At 37.8% G+C, this 16,936-nt stretch carries 11 protein-coding genes; 6 read left to right on the top strand and 5 right to left on the bottom strand.

The window, feature by feature from the left end; genetic code table 11:
* Positions 1-158 precede the first annotated feature (158 nt).
* The 5 genes from LKL37_RS09845 to LKL37_RS09825 all read left to right on the top strand — a co-directional run bounded on the left by LKL37_RS09845 (position 159) and on the right by LKL37_RS09825 (position 9,072).
* Positions 159-1,304 (top strand): efflux RND transporter periplasmic adaptor subunit, encoded by a 1,146-nt coding sequence (locus LKL37_RS09845; RefSeq protein ID WP_431610382.1) that lies wholly within the window; start codon positions 159-161, stop codon positions 1,302-1,304.
* Between the two features lie 9 nt (positions 1,305-1,313).
* On the top strand, positions 1,314-4,454 hold the full coding sequence (locus tag LKL37_RS09840) for an efflux RND transporter permease subunit (RefSeq protein WP_431610381.1): 3,141 nt from the start codon (positions 1,314-1,316) through the stop codon (positions 4,452-4,454).
* Positions 4,455-4,471: 17 nt separating this feature from the next.
* Positions 4,472-5,884 carry an efflux transporter outer membrane subunit gene (locus tag LKL37_RS09835; RefSeq protein WP_431610380.1) on the top strand — a complete coding sequence of 471 codons (1,413 nt, stop codon included), beginning with the start codon at positions 4,472-4,474 and terminating at the stop codon, positions 5,882-5,884.
* 59 nt (positions 5,885-5,943) lie between these two features.
* The gene (locus LKL37_RS09830) at positions 5,944-6,495 is read left to right on the top strand and encodes a DUF2652 domain-containing protein (RefSeq protein ID WP_431610379.1); all 552 of its coding nucleotides are present in this window, start codon (positions 5,944-5,946) and stop codon (positions 6,493-6,495) included.
* 390 nt (positions 6,496-6,885) lie between these two features.
* On the top strand, positions 6,886-9,072 hold the full coding sequence (locus tag LKL37_RS09825; protein ID WP_431610378.1) for an outer membrane beta-barrel protein: 2,187 nt from the start codon (positions 6,886-6,888) through the stop codon (positions 9,070-9,072).
* 247 nt (positions 9,073-9,319) lie between these two features.
* Here the strand turns inward: LKL37_RS09825 and LKL37_RS09820 are convergent, their stop codons facing one another.
* The 5 genes from LKL37_RS09820 to LKL37_RS09800 all read right to left on the bottom strand — a co-directional run bounded on the left by LKL37_RS09820 (position 9,320) and on the right by LKL37_RS09800 (position 15,406).
* Positions 9,320-11,530 (bottom strand): glycoside hydrolase family 3 C-terminal domain-containing protein, encoded by a 2,211-nt coding sequence (locus LKL37_RS09820; protein WP_431610448.1) that lies wholly within the window; start codon positions 11,528-11,530, stop codon positions 9,320-9,322.
* Positions 11,531-11,819: 289 nt separating this feature from the next.
* A complete protein-coding gene (gene metQ, locus LKL37_RS09815; RefSeq protein WP_431610377.1) occupies positions 11,820-12,629 on the bottom strand; it encodes a methionine ABC transporter substrate-binding lipoprotein MetQ in 810 nt (269 codons plus the stop codon).
* Between the two features lie 81 nt (positions 12,630-12,710).
* Positions 12,711-13,367 carry a methionine ABC transporter permease MetI gene (metI, locus tag LKL37_RS09810; RefSeq protein WP_431610376.1) on the bottom strand — a complete coding sequence of 219 codons (657 nt, stop codon included), beginning with the start codon at positions 13,365-13,367 and terminating at the stop codon, positions 12,711-12,713.
* Entirely contained in the window at positions 13,360-14,388 is a 1,029-nt protein-coding gene (locus LKL37_RS09805) for a methionine ABC transporter ATP-binding protein (protein WP_431610375.1), read from the bottom strand. Before LKL37_RS09805 ends, metI begins: the two co-directional genes overlap by 8 nt.
* Before the next feature lie 22 nt (positions 14,389-14,410).
* A complete protein-coding gene (locus LKL37_RS09800; protein WP_431610374.1) occupies positions 14,411-15,406 on the bottom strand; it encodes an EamA family transporter in 996 nt (331 codons plus the stop codon).
* 572 nt (positions 15,407-15,978) lie between these two features.
* Here LKL37_RS09800 and LKL37_RS09795 point away from each other — a divergent pair.
* Positions 15,979-16,911, top strand: a complete 933-nt coding sequence (locus LKL37_RS09795) for a ring-cleaving dioxygenase (protein ID WP_431610373.1) — start codon at positions 15,979-15,981, stop codon at positions 16,909-16,911.
* The last annotated feature ends 25 nt before the right edge of the window (positions 16,912-16,936 follow it).

Here is a 16,936-nt window from a genome sequence, read left to right as displayed (position 1 = left end):
TTAAAATACTGAATGTTATCATTTATGTTGTCTATAAGTGATATTTATCATGATTTTGAAAATAAGGTGTCTTTTTGACAAAACAAGGAGTTTTTCGAATAATCCTATTGAATTTTTTTCGTTCGAATTTTGTGCGGAAATTTAAAAGGACTATTGTTATGCAAAGATTTTTTATTCAAAAATCAACTCTACTTTTCCTCTCGCTGATCGTGTTGGCGGGGTGCAGGAAAAATAATCAAAACCAAGGCTATCAGCAGCAGGCTCCGGAATTACCAGTGGCAAAAGTGACACAGGGAGACGCTTCTGTTTCCAGAGAATATGCAGCATCTATCGAGGGCGTTTCCAATGTAGAAATCAGACCTCAGGTAACAGGATATTTAAGCAAAATTTTTGTAGATGAAGGTGATTTTGTGAGAGCAGGCCAGCCTTTATTCAAAATTGAAGATCAGGTTTTTCGTGAACAGCTGAAAAGTGCTCAGGCAGCTCTGATTACCGCTCAGGCCAACCTTTCAACCTCTAAAATTGATCTGGACAGAAAAAAAGAACTATTCAGAAACAAAATGGTTTCCGAAATTCAGGTAAAAGAAGCTGAAGCATCTTATAATGCGGCACGTGGGGCAGTAAGCCAATCTACTTCTACTATTGAATCTGCAAAAATCAATTTAAACTTTTCTACTATTAAAGCTCCGGTGAGCGGATTTATTGGGAGATTCAATTATCGTCTGGGAAGTTTGATGACGCCGGGTAATCAGGATCCGATTACGCTGTTATCAGACATTCATCAGGTGTATACCTATTTCAGTTTGAGCGAAAATGATTTTAATAACTTTCAGAAACAATACACGGGTAGCAATATTGATGAGGTGATCAAAAATACACCGGCAGTATCATTATTGCTTTCAGGAGGTGAAAAATATGCTGAGACAGGAAAGATTGATGCGGTGGAAGGTCAGTTTAATAAAACAACCGGATCAATCACGCTAAGAGCGAAATTCAACAATCCCAACAATCTTTTGAGAAGTGGAAACACTGGTAAAATTGTACTGGATCAGTTCTACAGCAATGTTGTTTTACTCCCGATTGCTTCTACCAGAACTATTCAGGATAAAGTCTTTGTGTTCACGATTCAGGGGGGAAAAGCGGCAATGCTTCCGGTTGAAGTAAACGGAAAGGCCGGGGATAATTTCATTGTAGCCAAAGGACTTAAGGCAGGAGATGAGTATATCACCAGCGGTTTTGACCGTCTACAGCCGGGAACTCCTGTAGTGGCACAAAAGAAAAATGCTCAACAGAAAAAATCCTAAGAAGAAATCATGTTAAAGAAAATTATAAAAAGACCCGTACTGGCAACGGTTATCTCCGTATTGCTTGTTATTTTGGGTATAGTCGGGATGGTAAGCCTTCCGATTACCAAATTTCCGGACATTGCACCTCCTACCGTCATGGTGACAGCTGCTTATCCGGGAGCCAACGCTGAGACGATTGCAAGATCCGTAGCGCCACCATTGGAAAACGCCATCAATGGAGTGGAAAATATGGACTATATTACTTCTACAGCCAGTAATGACGGTACATTGAGTATCACTGTTATTTTCAAATTAGGAACAGATCCTGATCAGGCTGCCATTAACGTTCAGAACAGAGTAGCGCAGGTTACCAATCAGCTTCCTGCAGAGGTAATTCAGGCAGGAATTACGACAGTGAAAAGACAGAACAGTATGATTGCGATGGTCTCTCTGACCAGTAAAGACGGTACAATGAGTGATCTTTTCCTTGAAAATTATGCGAAAATCAATATCGTTCCGGAACTGAAAAGGGTAAAAGGAGTAGGAGATGCTATGGTATACGGAAATAAAGATTATTCTATGCGTATCTGGCTGGATCCGAATAAACTGACTTCTTACAATCTTACTCCATCCGATGTTTCCCGTGCTATTCAGACCCAAAACCTTGAAGCAGCACCCGGAAGATTAGGAGAAAGAAGTAAAGAGGTCATGGAATATGTTCTTCGCTACAAAGGAAAATTTACAGAGCCTGAACAATATGAAAACATTACGATTAAAGCATTGAACGATGGTTCTGTTTTAAAGTTAAAAGATATTGCTAAAGTGGAATTCGGAGCGTACAGTTATACGGTTTCTTCCAATTACAATAAAAAAGCATCTGTAACGATGGCGATCTTCCAGATGGCAGGATCCAATGCCAATGAAGTACAGATTGCCCTTCAGGAAAGAATGAAAGAACTGGAAAAATCCTTTCCTGCAGGAATGGATTATGAAATTCCTTATGCTACAAAAGACGCGCTGGATCAATCCATAGAACAGGTTATTCATACCCTGATAGAAGCATTTATTCTGGTTTTTATTGTGGTGTATATCTTCCTTCAGGATTTCCGTTCTACTTTAATTCCGGCGATTGCAGTTCCGGTATCTATTGTGGGAACATTCTTCTTTATGAAGGTTTTCGGATTCTCTATTAATATTCTGACATTGTTTGCTCTGGTGCTGGCGATTGGTATCGTGGTTGATGATGCGATCGTTGTCGTAGAGGCTGTTCACGCTAAAATGGAACATAAAAAACTGAATCCTAGAGCAGCAACCATGTCGGCCATGAGTGAGATCACAGGAGCTATTGTTTCGATTACATTGATCATGTCAGCGGTATTCGTTCCGGTGGCTTTTATGAGTGGTTCCACAGGATTATTCTATCAGCAGTTTGCATTGACGCTGGCGATTGCTATTGTTATTTCAGCAGTAAATGCATTGACATTAAGTCCGGCTTTATGTGCTTTATTCTTAAAACAACACCATCCGGGAACTCATGAAAAAATGAATTTCAAAGACCGGTTCTTTGCAGGATTCAATGCGAGCTTCAATAAACTGACTTTCCGCTATGGAAAAGCTGTGCTGTTCCTTTTAAAAAGAAAATGGGTGGCTTTGATTATTATTGTGGCTTTCGGAGGATTGTTCGCATGGATGTCTATGACAACACCTAAAGGATTTATTCCGGATGAAGATCAAAGTTTTATTATCGTAACTGCTAATCTTGCTCCCGGAGCATCAAAGGACAGAACATCAAAAGTAGTTTCCGATACGGAAGATCTTTTAATGAAAAATCCGGCAGTGGACAAAGTAATTTCAGTAGACGGGTTGAACCTATTCAGTGGTTCTATGTCATCTTCTGCAGCTTCTATTTTCGTTAAATTAAAAAAAGGAGGTGAGAGAGGGCCTGTTAATAATATCAATGACATTATAGGACAAACTCAGGGAATGCTTTCTCAGGATAAAAGAGCTAATTTCCTTGTGATCAACACCCCAACGGTAGATGGTTTCGGTAATACCAGCGGGATGGAACTGGTGCTTCAAGACCGTACTAACGGAGAACTTCAGAATTTAGGAAATATCTCCTACGGAATGATGGGAGCTTTGATGCAGAGACCGGAAGTTGCAGTAGCATTTACTACGTTTGATGTTACCTATCCACAATTTGAGGTGCTTGTAGATGAAGTAAAATCTGCTCAGTTGGGAGTAAATGTTTCTGATGTGTTAGGAGTGATGCAGGGGTATTATGGAAGTATTCAGGCTTCTGATTTTAACCGATTCGGGAAATATTACAGAGTACTGGTACAGTCTACGCCGGAAACAAGACAGGATAAAGAATCTCTGAACGGAATTTTCGTTAAAAATAATCTTGGGCAAATGGTTCCTGTCAATACTTTGGTAAGCCTGAAACAAGTCACAGGTGCTGAAGTAGTGGATCGTTTCAATCTTTTTAACTCATCTAATTTAACGGTAATGGCGGCTCCGGGATACAGTACCGGACAGGCTATGGCGGCCATTGATGAGGTGAGCAAGCAGGTACTTCCTCCGGGATATACTTACGATTATAAAGGAATGAGCCGTGAAGAAGCAGGTTCAAGCTCGCAATCTGTCATGATTTTCGGATTATGTATCGTGTTTGTGTTCTTCCTTTTATCAGCGCAGTATGAAAGTTATATTCTTCCATTAGCAGTATTGATTGCTATTCCGGTAGGGCTTTCAGGCGTATTTGTAGGAATTACATTTGCGGAGCTTTCCAATAATATTTATGTACAGATTGCTTTGGTAATGCTGATCGGATTATTGGCTAAAAATGGTATCCTGATCGTAGAATTTGCCATTCAGAGACGTAGAGCAGGAAAAAGTCTTATTGCTTCTGCTGTGGAAGGTGCCAAAGCCCGTCTGCGTCCTATTCTGATGACTTCCCTTGCATTTATAACAGGATTACTTCCATTGTTATTTGTGATAGGTCCTTCAGCGATGGGGAATCATTCTATCGGATATGCAGCCATTTCAGGGATGCTTTTCGGAACCATTTTAGGGATTTTTGTAGTTCCTGTTCTTTTTGTGGTATTCCAGGCATTGCATGAAAGAATCAATGGTAGGGTAGTAACCGATGCGGATTGGGAATATTAATTCAAATGATTTTAAAAATGAAAATTAAAAATATAGCATATATCGCATTCATTTCGGGAACAGCAATCTCCTGTAAAGTTCAGAAATACGAACAGCCTGAAATCAAAATGCCCGAAACTTTCAGAAGTGACAGTATTGTGACAGATTCTCAAGAAAATATTGCTAAAATCAGCTACAAAGATTTTTTTAAAGATCCCGTTCTGGTAGGACTGATTGATAAAGCGGTGGTGCAGAATAATGATCTTCAGGTGGCTTTAAAACAGATAGAGTTTGCTTCGTTGGCCTATAATCAAAGTAAATGGGGAAATATTCCTACAGTAAGTGCTTCTGCCAATGCCAATATCAACCGTCCTTCAGATAACAGTATGAACGGAATGATGGCCGGACAGTTCATGGGAAAAAGATATATGGAAGATTATACAACGTCTCTTAGCTTTTCATGGGAAGCGGATATTTGGGGGAAGATCAAAGGCAGAAAAGAACAGGCTTTAGCGGAATATCTTAAAACACAGGAAGCGGCAAAAGCGGTAAAAACTCAGGTTGTATCTGCGGTTGTACAGGGATATTACAACTTGTTAATGCTGGATACTCAGCTGGAAATTACAAAATCCAATCTGGCGTATGCGGATAATACCCTGAAGTTTCTGACCAAGCAGCAGGAGCTTGGTTTGACAACAGCTTTGGCAGTACAGCAGCAGGAAATTGTGAAGGATCAGATTCTGAAATCAATTCCCGATATTGAAAGCTCTGTGACCACTCAGGAAAATGCTTTGAGTTTGTTGACAGGTTCTATGCCGGGAAAAATTGAAAGAAGTGCAAGCCTGAATAATGTGCAGTCTCCGGATCATCTTGCAGCAGGAGTTCCTTCAGAATTATTAAGCTACAGACCTGATATTAAAACAGCAGAACTTGAGGTCAGAAAAAGTGCCGCTGCGATTCATGTGGCAAAAATGAGTATGTATCCTTCTTTGAATATTACAGCGCAGGGAGGAGTAAATGCCTTCCAGATCAGCAAATGGTTCAGTGTTCCGGGATCACTTTTCGGAATGGTGGCGGGAGCTGTCGCGCAACCTATTTTGAATGGAAAACAGCTGAAAACACAATATGAGCAGTCTAAAGTACTGGCTGATCAGGCAGAAATCAACTTTAAGCAGTCTGTTTTAAAAGCGGTAGGAGAAGTTTCTGATGCATTGGTACAAATTCAAAAGCTGGAAGAACAACAGAAAATTGCGGAAGGACTGGCAGTAAAATCCGGTGAGGCAGTGAAGAAGGCTGATTTGTTATTTAAATATAATTCAGCGACTTATGTAGAGGTGATCATCGCACAGACGAATAAACTTCAGGCAGAACTGGAACTTGCTTCTCTGAAAACCCAGAGACTGAATGCCATTACAGCGCTTTACCGTTCTGTAGGTGGCGGATGGCAATAAAGTAAAATTGAATCTGCTTCGTCTCTAATGATGAAGCAGGTTTTTAATCCATAATCATTATGAAGACAAATATACAAGAGGGGATCATTCTTATTCCGGATTTCAGCGGATTTACCGAATTTGTGTTCAATACAAAATTGTATACAGGCGAGTATATTGTGAGACAATTATTGTCTACATTGATTGATGTAAACGATCAGTATTTTGAAATTTCTGAGATTGAGGGGGATGCCATTTTATTTTACCGTTATGATGAAAATCCGTCTTACCAGAGTATTTCAACAATGCTTTGGAAGATGAGAAGTGCCTTCAACAGGAAGATAGATGAATTGAGTAAAAGTTTAAGCACGAAAATAGATTTGGCTCTCAAATTTATTGTTCATTATGGGTCTTTTTCACAATATAATATTGGAAACTTCAGAAAACTCTATGGAAAAACAATTGTGGAAGCCCATCAGCTTTTGAAAAACGGATTGGCAGAGCAGCCTTCATATGCACTTTTCAGCAATTCTTTTCTGGAAAGCAGTAAAAATAAAGAATCTGATTTTAATAAAGATCCGCTTCGTCTGCCTGAAGTAGGTGTTATCCATTATTTTGAAAATTTAAACTAGCATATATTTTTTAATATTAATCCTTGTAAATTTGCTATTGCTAGCGGCCCGGGTGAGATCCGGGCTTTTTTTATTCATGTCTCTTTTGAAATCTGATGATGATCTCCTTGTTTTTATGTACTGATCATAAAAGATTCATCTATTAATGATAAATTTTAAAACTTTTTTCAATAAAATTTAAATTACAGATAAAAAGTCCTTTTAAGAATAATTATTATGGAAGTGATTTATATTGACCTTCTTTATTGAAAAATTTGTACTATTTTTCAATTTATGTTTAAATTAATTATTGATATCTTATTGGAAATTAGATAATTATTTTATTTTTTTTAATTTTTGATGTAACAAACCTGTGAATATAATGGTCTTATAGAAAAACTATAATTTCACATGAAAGTAATTATATTTCCAATAGCGATATTAGCAGGTTCATTAGCAGTGGCTCAGCAAGCTCCGGCTCCGGCTGCAAAGGATACTGTAAAAGGAAATGCAAAAGAAATAGAAGCGGTTACTCTGGTTGCCAGAAAACCGACCGTAGAATCGAAAATAGACAGAACTGTATTCAATGTAGCGAACAGTGCAATTCTGGCCGGAAATACAACATGGGATGTCCTGAGAATGACTCCTTTGGTAAGTATTGATAACAATGATGATGTAAAAGCCGAAGGACAAATGGTTACGGTATACATCAACGACAGAAAATCTGTTTTTACAGGGAAAGAATTGAAGGAATATCTTAAAACGATTCCGGCTGACAACCTGATGAAAATTGAAGTGATTACCAGCCCTTCCTCCCGTTATGAAACTTCAGGATCTGTAATCAATATTGTTCTGAAAAAAAGAGATGACGAAGGAATAAAAGGAAGCATCTCTCTCAACAACAGACAAAGCACGAAAAACTCTCAATACACAAATTTCAACCTGAACTACCATAAGAAAAAGTTTACCCAAACTTTTATAGGAGGTTACAATAGCGGAAATTATGTACAAAAGACTCAAACTTGGGATAACCGTTATGCTACTAATAAACTGACTCAGTTCAATTTGGAGAACGTGATGAGAAACGAGAGTCCGTCACTTTCTTCCACTTCAGAATTTGAACTGAATGATAAAAATAATATCGGATTTGTAGCAGAATATTCACAGAGTAGAAATCTGTCTCTGGCAGAATCTAATGGGATGATCTTCAATAATGGAGAGCCTGGTGACTCTTTTCTTCAGACTCAGAATACATGGGGATTCAACCGTAATCTGGGAACCAATGCTTTCTACAAATATTATGATAAAGAAAAGAACAGAATTTTAGATATCAATTTAGGAACCAATTACTCCAGCAATGACAATGATAATTTAATTGATAAACAAATTAATAATCAGACAGGGAGCAAAGCTCAGCAGCTAGGAGTTATCAGTTCAAATCAGATGCGTAATTATTATCTGAAAGTAGATTATACACAGCCTTTAGGTAAATCCGGCGGTACGATAGAAGTAGGAGGGAAAACGGAAATTAACAATCATATTATTCCAAACAGTTTGTATGGTTTCAGTATGACTGACGTTAACTCAGAATATTATAATCTTGCCAGAAATGATACCTTCCATTATGAGGACAATTTAAGCTCTTTGTATGCTAACTACAGCAAAACATTCTTCAAAAAATTAGAAACAAGAATCGGAGTTCGTTATGAATATATTGATTATAAGGTAAGACAGGATGTTGCCGGTACGGAGAGAAAAGATTCATACGGAACTTTTCTTCCCAATCTATTGCTGAAGTATAGTTTTTCAGAGAAGTTTGACTTAAGTCTTACCTATAACCGAACCATCTGGAGACCCTGGTATTCGGAATTCAATCCTTTTCTGGTGCCTGAAATTAACGGAACCTATTCAAGAGGGAACCTTTATCTGAATCCCAACCCGAATGACCGGCTTTATTTGAAATTAGGAATTCTGAAAAAGTACTTTATTTCAGCAAGATATATGCACACGAATCAGGATTACTGGACGACTTACGTGACGGAAAATGGAAGAACGGTTTCATTGCCTGGGAACTTCGATGGAAAAGTTGAGAAATATTATCTCTTTGCCAACACGAATCAGAACTTCCTGAAAAATAAACTGAATGTAAATGCCGGATTTGGATGGTATTACATTAATAATAAGGACTTTAATGAGAAGAATAAGTTGGGAGGCAAAGATTATATCAGTTATTGGGGAGCTTCCGCGAATGTATCTTACACGAATCTTTTCAATAAAAATATAAACTTAAGTGCATGGGTAGAATTGGCCAACCAGAATAACGGGAACTCTTATGCGAATAATACCAACGTATTCCATAATATTTCAGTGACCAAAATATTCCCGAAAACACAGATGGAGCTGAGTATGCAGTTAATGAATATTTTTAAAAGACCTTATGGTGATAACACCACTTATAGCCCGGACGGAACTTTCAGAGAGTATTCAAAATGGGACTGGTATGGTGTTTCCCTTACTTTTGTAAAACGTTTCGGAAATCAGAAGGTAAAAGAAAATACAAAAACCGACGTAGAGAAAAACGGCGGCGGTGGAAAATAACTCAAGATTTGTTAGATAAAATGAAAGCAGGTTTCAAATTGAAATCTGCTTTTTATTTTGGGCTGGAATCCGGAAGTGAAAAGATCCCTCTTTAATATTTGTCTTAAAAAATCTGTGAAATCTCTATGATCTGAGGGAAAAATAAAAACAGACCCCAAATCCGGGATCTGTTTAATTCAACCAAATAAATTATTAAAATGTGAGATATTCTTTTTTTGAGTGGATACTCTCAAATTGAATTTCCCATTTATTTAAGGGTAAACTTCACTTTTGTTTTAATAGCATAGGAAGAATTTCCAATCAACGCTTCAAAGTCTCCCGGTTCAGCAACCCAGTCGTGTTTTCCGGCATCAAAATAACTTAAAGCCGTTTTATCAATGGTGAAACTTACCTCCTTCTGTTCTCCCGGATTCAGATACACTTTTTCAAAACCTTTCAACTCTTTTGTTGGACGCGGAACAGATGATTTTAAATCACTGATGTAAAGCTGGGCAACTTCAGCACCTACTTTTTTACCTGTATTTTTAACTGTTACGGTAAATGTAATTTTACCATCCTGTGAAATCGTGGTCTGGTCTGCTTTCGCTTTTCCGAATTCAAAAGTGGTATAGCTCAACCCATGTCCGAAACTGAACAGAGGTTTTATATTTTTAGTATCATGCCAACGGTAACCTACAAAAATGCCTTCGTTGTACGTAATATTGATAGGGTTTTTCTGGTCTTTACCTTTTCCTGCTGCCAACTCGTCTTTCTGCCCGGGATATTCTCCAAGCTGGTGCGCTGAATTGTCGTCAAGTTTTACAGGGAATGTAAAAGGTAGCTTTCCTGATGGATTGGCGTCTCCTGCTAAAATGGCAGCAATAGAATTTCCGGCTTCAGAACCAAGGTACCAAGCTTGTACAACAGTTGGAACGTCTTTGATCCATGGCATTGCCACAGCATTTCCGGAAACTAAAACTACGGCAAGATTTTTATTGGCTTTTGCAAGAGCGGATATCACGTGATCCTGACTGTAAGGCAACCCGTAGCTCTTTCTGTCGTTTCCTTCACTGTCCTGGAAGTCTGCTTTATTCAGTCCGCCTACAAAAATTACATAATCTGATTTTTTAGCCAATTCTACAGCTTCATTCAATAATTCAGCTTCAGAGCGGGTATCTTTTAAATCCTGTCCGGATTTTACTCCGTTGTATTCACCTCCGATATCACCTACATAACCTCTCGCATACTGTACGTCTGCCTGTTTTCCAAATCTGGATTTGATTCCATCTAAAGGAAGGGTTTCATATTTTACTTTTAATGATGAAGAACCTCCGCCTACAGTCATTATTTTAATAGCATTTTCTCCGATAACGGCTATTTTTTTAGCCTTATTAATATCAATTGGAAGAACATTTCCCTGATTTTTTAATAAAACGATCCCTTCTTCTCCAATTTCTTTGGCTATAGCTTTATGCTCTTCAGAAGCAATATTTCCAAAAGGCTTGTTACGGTTCATCGTAGTTTTATAAGCAAGACGAAGCAACCTTGTTACTTTGTCATCCAATTCTTTGGTACCTACTTTTCCTGCTTTAATCAAATCAAGGTAAGGCTTTGCTAAGTAATAATTATCATAGGCATTTTTAGTTCCTGCAGAAAGTCCGTTGGTCCATGATCCGAATTCAAGGTCAAGTCCATTGTGGATGGCCTGTTCAGTATTGTTGACAGCACCCCAGTCGGATACTACCACGCCTTTATAGTTCCATTCTTTCTTTAAAATATCATTTAACAGATACTGATTCTGGCTGGCATACTGACCTTTGTACATGTCATAAGCTCCCATGATGGTCCATGAATCTCCCTCTGTTACCGCTGCTTTGAAAGGTGGAAGATAAATTTCATAAAGAGCTCTGTCATCTACATTCACATTACTCGTATGACGGAACATTTCCTGATTGTTCAGAGCATAATGTTTCACAGAAGTTGCCACGCCATTAGACTGCACTCCTTTAATATAAGGAACCACCATTTTTGAGGTCAGATAAGGGTCTTCACCCATGTATTCAAAGTTTCTTCCATTCAGCGGTGTTCTGTAAATATTGACTCCAGGTCCCAGAAGGATATCTTTTTTTCTGTAACGGGCTTCTTCCCCCAACGCTTTCCCATAGTTCCATGACATTTTTTTGTTCCATGTTGCGGATAAAGCAGTCAGAGCAGGGTAGGCGATAATAGAGTCGTTCGTCCATCCGGCCTGATCCCATTCGTCCCACATTACTTCAGGGCGTACCCCGTGCGGGCCATCTGTGGTCCAGAATTCAGGAATTCCCAATCTTGGAACACCCGGTGAACTGAATTTCGACTGTGCATGAAGCATTGCTACTTTTTCTTCCAGTGTCATTCTTGATAATGCATCCTGAATACGCTGTTCTACAGGTTTGGATTCATCTAAATAAACGGGTATGGTAGTATTGGTCTGAGCCATATAAGAAGCAGAAATAAAGGTGAATAAACTGATAATGACGGTTTTCTTTAACATAATGCCTTTCATTTTGATTGAAAACAAAAATAAAGAAAATTTCTTTATTATCTCAAATTGAGAAAATAAAATTTTAGCGAATAAAAAACTGCCTGCTTATTTACAGACAGCCTATTATTAAATATTGTATTTGTAATGGCGAAAAAAATGAAGTGAAACTATTAGGCGAAATATCAAAAGTCCCGAACCCGAAACTCAAATTCTTTCACTCTAAAACTTTCCACCCTTCAACTTATCAATCCCATCCTTTCACAGCACCTCCTTTGAAGATTTCCTTGGCTTTCTTTTCAACTTCCGGAGACTCATATGCTTTTACAAAGTTTTTTACTTTTTGGCTGTTTTTATTGTCTTGTCTTGCAACGATTACATTGACATAAGGTGAGTCTTTATCTTCAACAAGAATGCCTTGTTTTTCCTGATCCAAACCTGCCTGAGCTGCAAAGTTGTTATTGATGATGCCTACAACAACATCTCTATCTTCCAAAACCCTTGGAATCTGAGCGCCTTCAATTTCCATAATTTTCAGCTGTTTCGGATTTTCTGTAATATCCGTTACTTTGGGTAGAAGTCCGACACCGTCTTTCAATTTTAAAAGACCACTTTTCTGCAGAAGCAGTAGAGACCGCCCACCGTTGGTAGGGTCATTGGGAATAACAATCGTATTGCCTTCTTTTAATTCACTGATATTTTTAATCTTTTTTGAATAGGCTACGATTGGGTAAACAAATGTATTTCCTACCGGTACAAGATTGTAGCCTCTTTGCTTGGACTGCTCCGTTAAATAAGGAATATGTTGAAAAGCATTGGCATCAATATCGCCGTTAGTCAATGCTTCATTGGGAACTACATAATCATTGAAAGGGATCAATTCCACTTCCAGATTGTATTTTTCCTTCGCTACTTTTTTTGCTACTTCGGCAATTTCCTGTTCCGGACCGTAAGTAATTCCTACACGGATAAAATTCGGATCATCTTTTCTTCCTGAACAGGCACTGAAAAGCAATATTCCTGCAGCCAATAAACCAAAAATCTTTATTTTTTTCATTCTATTTTTTATTTTAAATGGTATTAAGGTAAAAGATAAATGAACTCTCATACGCTCAAACCCTCAAACTCTTCAACTCAACTACCTGTGATCAAATCTTTTTGACAACCTGTCGCCCATAAACTGGATAATGAAAACCAAAAGAACAAGTAAAATTAAAACGGTATTCATAATGACAATATCATATCCGATATATCCGTATTGGTAACCTACCTGTCCAAGTCCTCCTGCTCCTACAGCACCACCCATTGCAGAGTAGCCTACAAGTGTAATCAAAGTGATAGTAGCGTTGTTAATTAATGAAGGAAGTGCTTCAGGCAGCAATACTTTTCTGATAATCTGCAATGGAGAGGCTCCCAGCGCTCTTGCCGTTTCTATAAGACCATGAGGAACCTCAATAAGACTGTTCTCCACAAGTCTTGCAATAAACGGAGCAGCTCCCACACTTAGCGGGACTAAAGCAGCATTCACTCCAATAGAAGTTCCTGCTAAAACTCTTGTGAAAGGAATCATCCATACAATCAGAATAATAAAAGGAATTGCACGGAAAATATTAACCAAAATAGAAAGTCCTCTATGATAGAAAGCATTTTCCAACAGCTGGTCTTTTCTGGTTAAAAACAGCATAATCCCAACCGGAAGTCCCAATACAAATCCAAAAAATCCGGATAAAAATGTCATGTAAACCGTTTCCCAGGTTCCTTTTGCCAAAAGGGCAATTACCGTATCACTAAGCATATCCTTTTACTGTATTTTGAATTTTATTTTGATTGAAATAATAGATCGCCTGTTGGTTTTCCTCGGCTTCACCCTGAAGCTGCAGCAGAAGTTTACCGAAATTGGAATCTCCAAAATACTCTACGTCTGCCTTTAACAATTTATAAGGGATTTTATATTGGTTGTAAAGTGCTGAAAGAATTTGTTCAACACTTATGTTTTCGTTAAGTTCTATTTCGACAAGCGGAAATAAACCGTCTTTGGGTTCTTTCTGCAGTCTGCTAATGAATTCCTGTGGCAGGGTCATGATGTCTGAATTTATAAATTGGCGGATGATCGGGTTTTCTTTGTCCGAAATAATCTCGCTTACAGTTCCTTTTGTTAATAATTTTCCTTTGTCGATCACAGCAACATGGTTGCAGACCGCTTTAATGACTTCCATTTCGTGGGTAATTAAAAGGATAGTAATTCCCAGTCTCTGATTGATATCTCTTAAAAGCTGTAGAATAGACTGCGTGGTAGCCGGATCCAGTGCGCTGGTGGCTTCATCACAAAGCAGAAGGTGAGGATCATTGGCCAGAGCCCTTGCAATAGCTACTCTTTGTTTCTGTCCTCCTGAAAGGCTTTTAGGATAATCGTTGGCTTTGTCTTCAAGGCCTACGATCTTTAGTAATTCGTTTACTTTTCTGTTGATTTCATCTTTACTGGTACTGTCCAGTTCCAGAGGAAGCGCTACATTATCAAAAACAGTTCTTGAAGAAAGAAGATTGAAATGCTGGAAGATCATTCCTATTTTTTTACGCTCGTCAGCCAGTTGTTTGGAGCTAAGCTTAGTAAAATCTTTTCCATTAATAATAATCTGTCCTTCATCCGGTCTTTCCAATAGATTTACTGTACGAATCAGGGTACTTTTTCCTGCACCCGAAAATCCTATAATTCCTACGATATCTCCTTTATCTATGGTAAGGCTCACCTTATCCAGTGCTTTGAAGGACTGTTTTTTCTGGTGAAACGTTTTTGATATGTTTCTGATTTCTATCATTGTGATATTATATATACTTTTTTTAAATAGGCTGATATCGTCTGCCTGCTCTGTTAAAAAATCTTCTTACTCTTCTGATTTTGACCTTGGACCGTTTTGAAAGTCTGAAATACTTGGTGACATTTGTTAGAAGTACTCCCAGCAATATGATGAATAAACCATATAGCTGACCTCCATTGATGCTTTGGTTGGCAATAATCCAGCCTGCAATCACTGTTACAATAGGATTGATGTAGGTATGGGTGCTTACCAAGGCAGCGGGTTTTACGGACAGAAGCCAAATGTACGACAAATAAGCGACTATCGATCCAAAGAAGATCAAAAATAGAACCCCAAACCATGCCGATAACGGAACAGCAGAAACTGAGAAATCAGTCCATTCTTTTCTGAAAAAAGCAATGATAAAAGAGGTTAATCCCGCTACTATAAGCTGCTGCGCAATATTCATAAACGTAGATTGGGAAGCCGGATTTTTCTTTGAATATAGAGAACCGAGTACCCATGCAATAGAACTTAATCCCAAAACTATAAATGCTGTAATACGTAGGTTTCCGTCTGCCAATGCATGAGCATTCGAATGTACACTTCCTTTTAGAAACATCACCAATCCTACAAAACCAATAACCAATCCTATCGGAATGAATTTATCCGAAAAATAATATTTCCAGTTCTTTTTGTCAATAGCAATGAACCAGAACGGTCCGGTTGCAATCGAAATGGCTGCCTCAGAAGCCGTTACATATTGTTCTCCCCAGGCTACAAGCCCGGTTCCTCCGGTAAGAATCAGAATACCGGTAATGGCATTTTTCTTCCAGTTGATCAGAGAATTTGCTTTTTCTCCTTTAGACAGAAGATACCCGATCATCAGAATTCCGGCAACCAGAAATCTTAACCCCGAAAGAATGAATGGCGGAAAACCTTTTAAGCCAAATGAAATAGCTAAAAACGTAATTCCCCATATCACATAGATGTTTGTAAACGCCAATGGAATCAACCATTTGTTTTTAGAATTGCTCATTTTTATTTTTTTAATGTTGTTGTGTTCAATGAAAAAAGGCTCTACCACGTGGTAAAGCCTTTGAAAATATATCTAAATAAAAGTAAGGTCAACCACAGTATTCTTGATGTATAGGCATACAGATATCCTTCATCATATTTTTGATGGTGTGTTTCTTTATTGAATTATTTATTAATTCTGCCTTCATTTTGTCTTATTTCCTGAATACGTTTGCAAATATATAATATAATTTTTATTAGTCCACTAAAAAAGTAGACTTTTTAAATATTAAATTATTGTTAATGGGTTAATTGGTTTTATTCCAGTGTTTTATCTATTTTTATTTTTGCCTGTTTAAAACTGTTTATCAATATTTTATACTTTTAAATTCAAATATTATAGAAATTGACTGGTAATTGGGGTTATGGAAAACATAAAATAAATTGAATTTTTTGAGAATTGTGTAAAGGTTGGTTGTGGTCTGTTTAAAAAAGATTTAAAATGTGTTTCCGGAAAGGGAGTTTTGCATTTATTAAACTAGTTAAATGCACAGGATTTCTGTTCACTGTAATTTAGCATCAAAATTAAAAGACATGGACAATAGAATTTTAGGTCTGCATCATATCACTGCTATTGCAGACAACGCGAAAAGAAATTTAGATTTTTATACCAAAGTTTTAGGAGTAAGACTGGTAAAGAAAACTGTAAATTTTGATGATCCGGGAACGTATCACTTCTATTTTGGAAATGAAAATGGAACTCCGGGAACCATTCTTACGTTCTTTCCATGGGAAGGAATAGGAAAAGGTACCAATGGAAGCGGAATGGCTACTCACATAGGGTATTCTGTTCCCAAAGGAAGCTTTGAGTTCTGGAAAAATCATTTGCAGAGTTTGAATGTTGCTACAGAAGAAGGTGAGATATTTGGAGAAAAAATGATTTCTTTTAAAGATCCGGACGGGCTTCAGTTACAGTTAATAGAACCATCCACTCAAGACAACAGAAAAGTATGGACAACAGATGATATCAAGAATGAGAATGCGTTGAAAGGTTTCCATAATGTCACTTTAACCTTAAAAAAAGCAGATCCCACCATCAAAGTTTTAACCGATATTTTAGGATATAATTTGCAGAAACAGGATGGAGAAAGATACAGATTGGCAACAAATGCGATTGATACGGCTAATCTTGTTGATATTATTGAAAACAATGCAGTTCCTGCCGGAAGAAATGCAGCGGGAACCAATCACCACATTGCATTCAGAGTGAAAGATGACAATGTTTTGATGGAATATCGTGAGAAAGCTTTATCCGCAGGGCTGAGCATTACTCCGAAAATCAACAGAGATTATTTCTACTCACTGTATTTCCGTGAACCGGGAGGAGTTTTGTTTGAAATTGCAACCGATAATCCGGGATTCACTGTGGATGAACCTTTAAATGAATTGGGAACCCACCTGAAACTTCCCGTTCAATACGAAGGAATGCGTGAGAAAATAGAAGGTGTACTTCCGAACTTATCATAGATCATCGGCGATATCTTATAAAGAT

Source organism: Chryseobacterium sp. 'Rf worker isolate 10', assembly GCF_050753305.1.
In the GTDB taxonomy this organism is placed as follows: Bacteria; Bacteroidota; Bacteroidia; order Flavobacteriales; family Weeksellaceae; genus Chryseobacterium.
The sequence above is the reverse complement of the archived record's forward strand: the minus strand, read 5'-3'. Positions and strand labels throughout refer to the sequence as shown.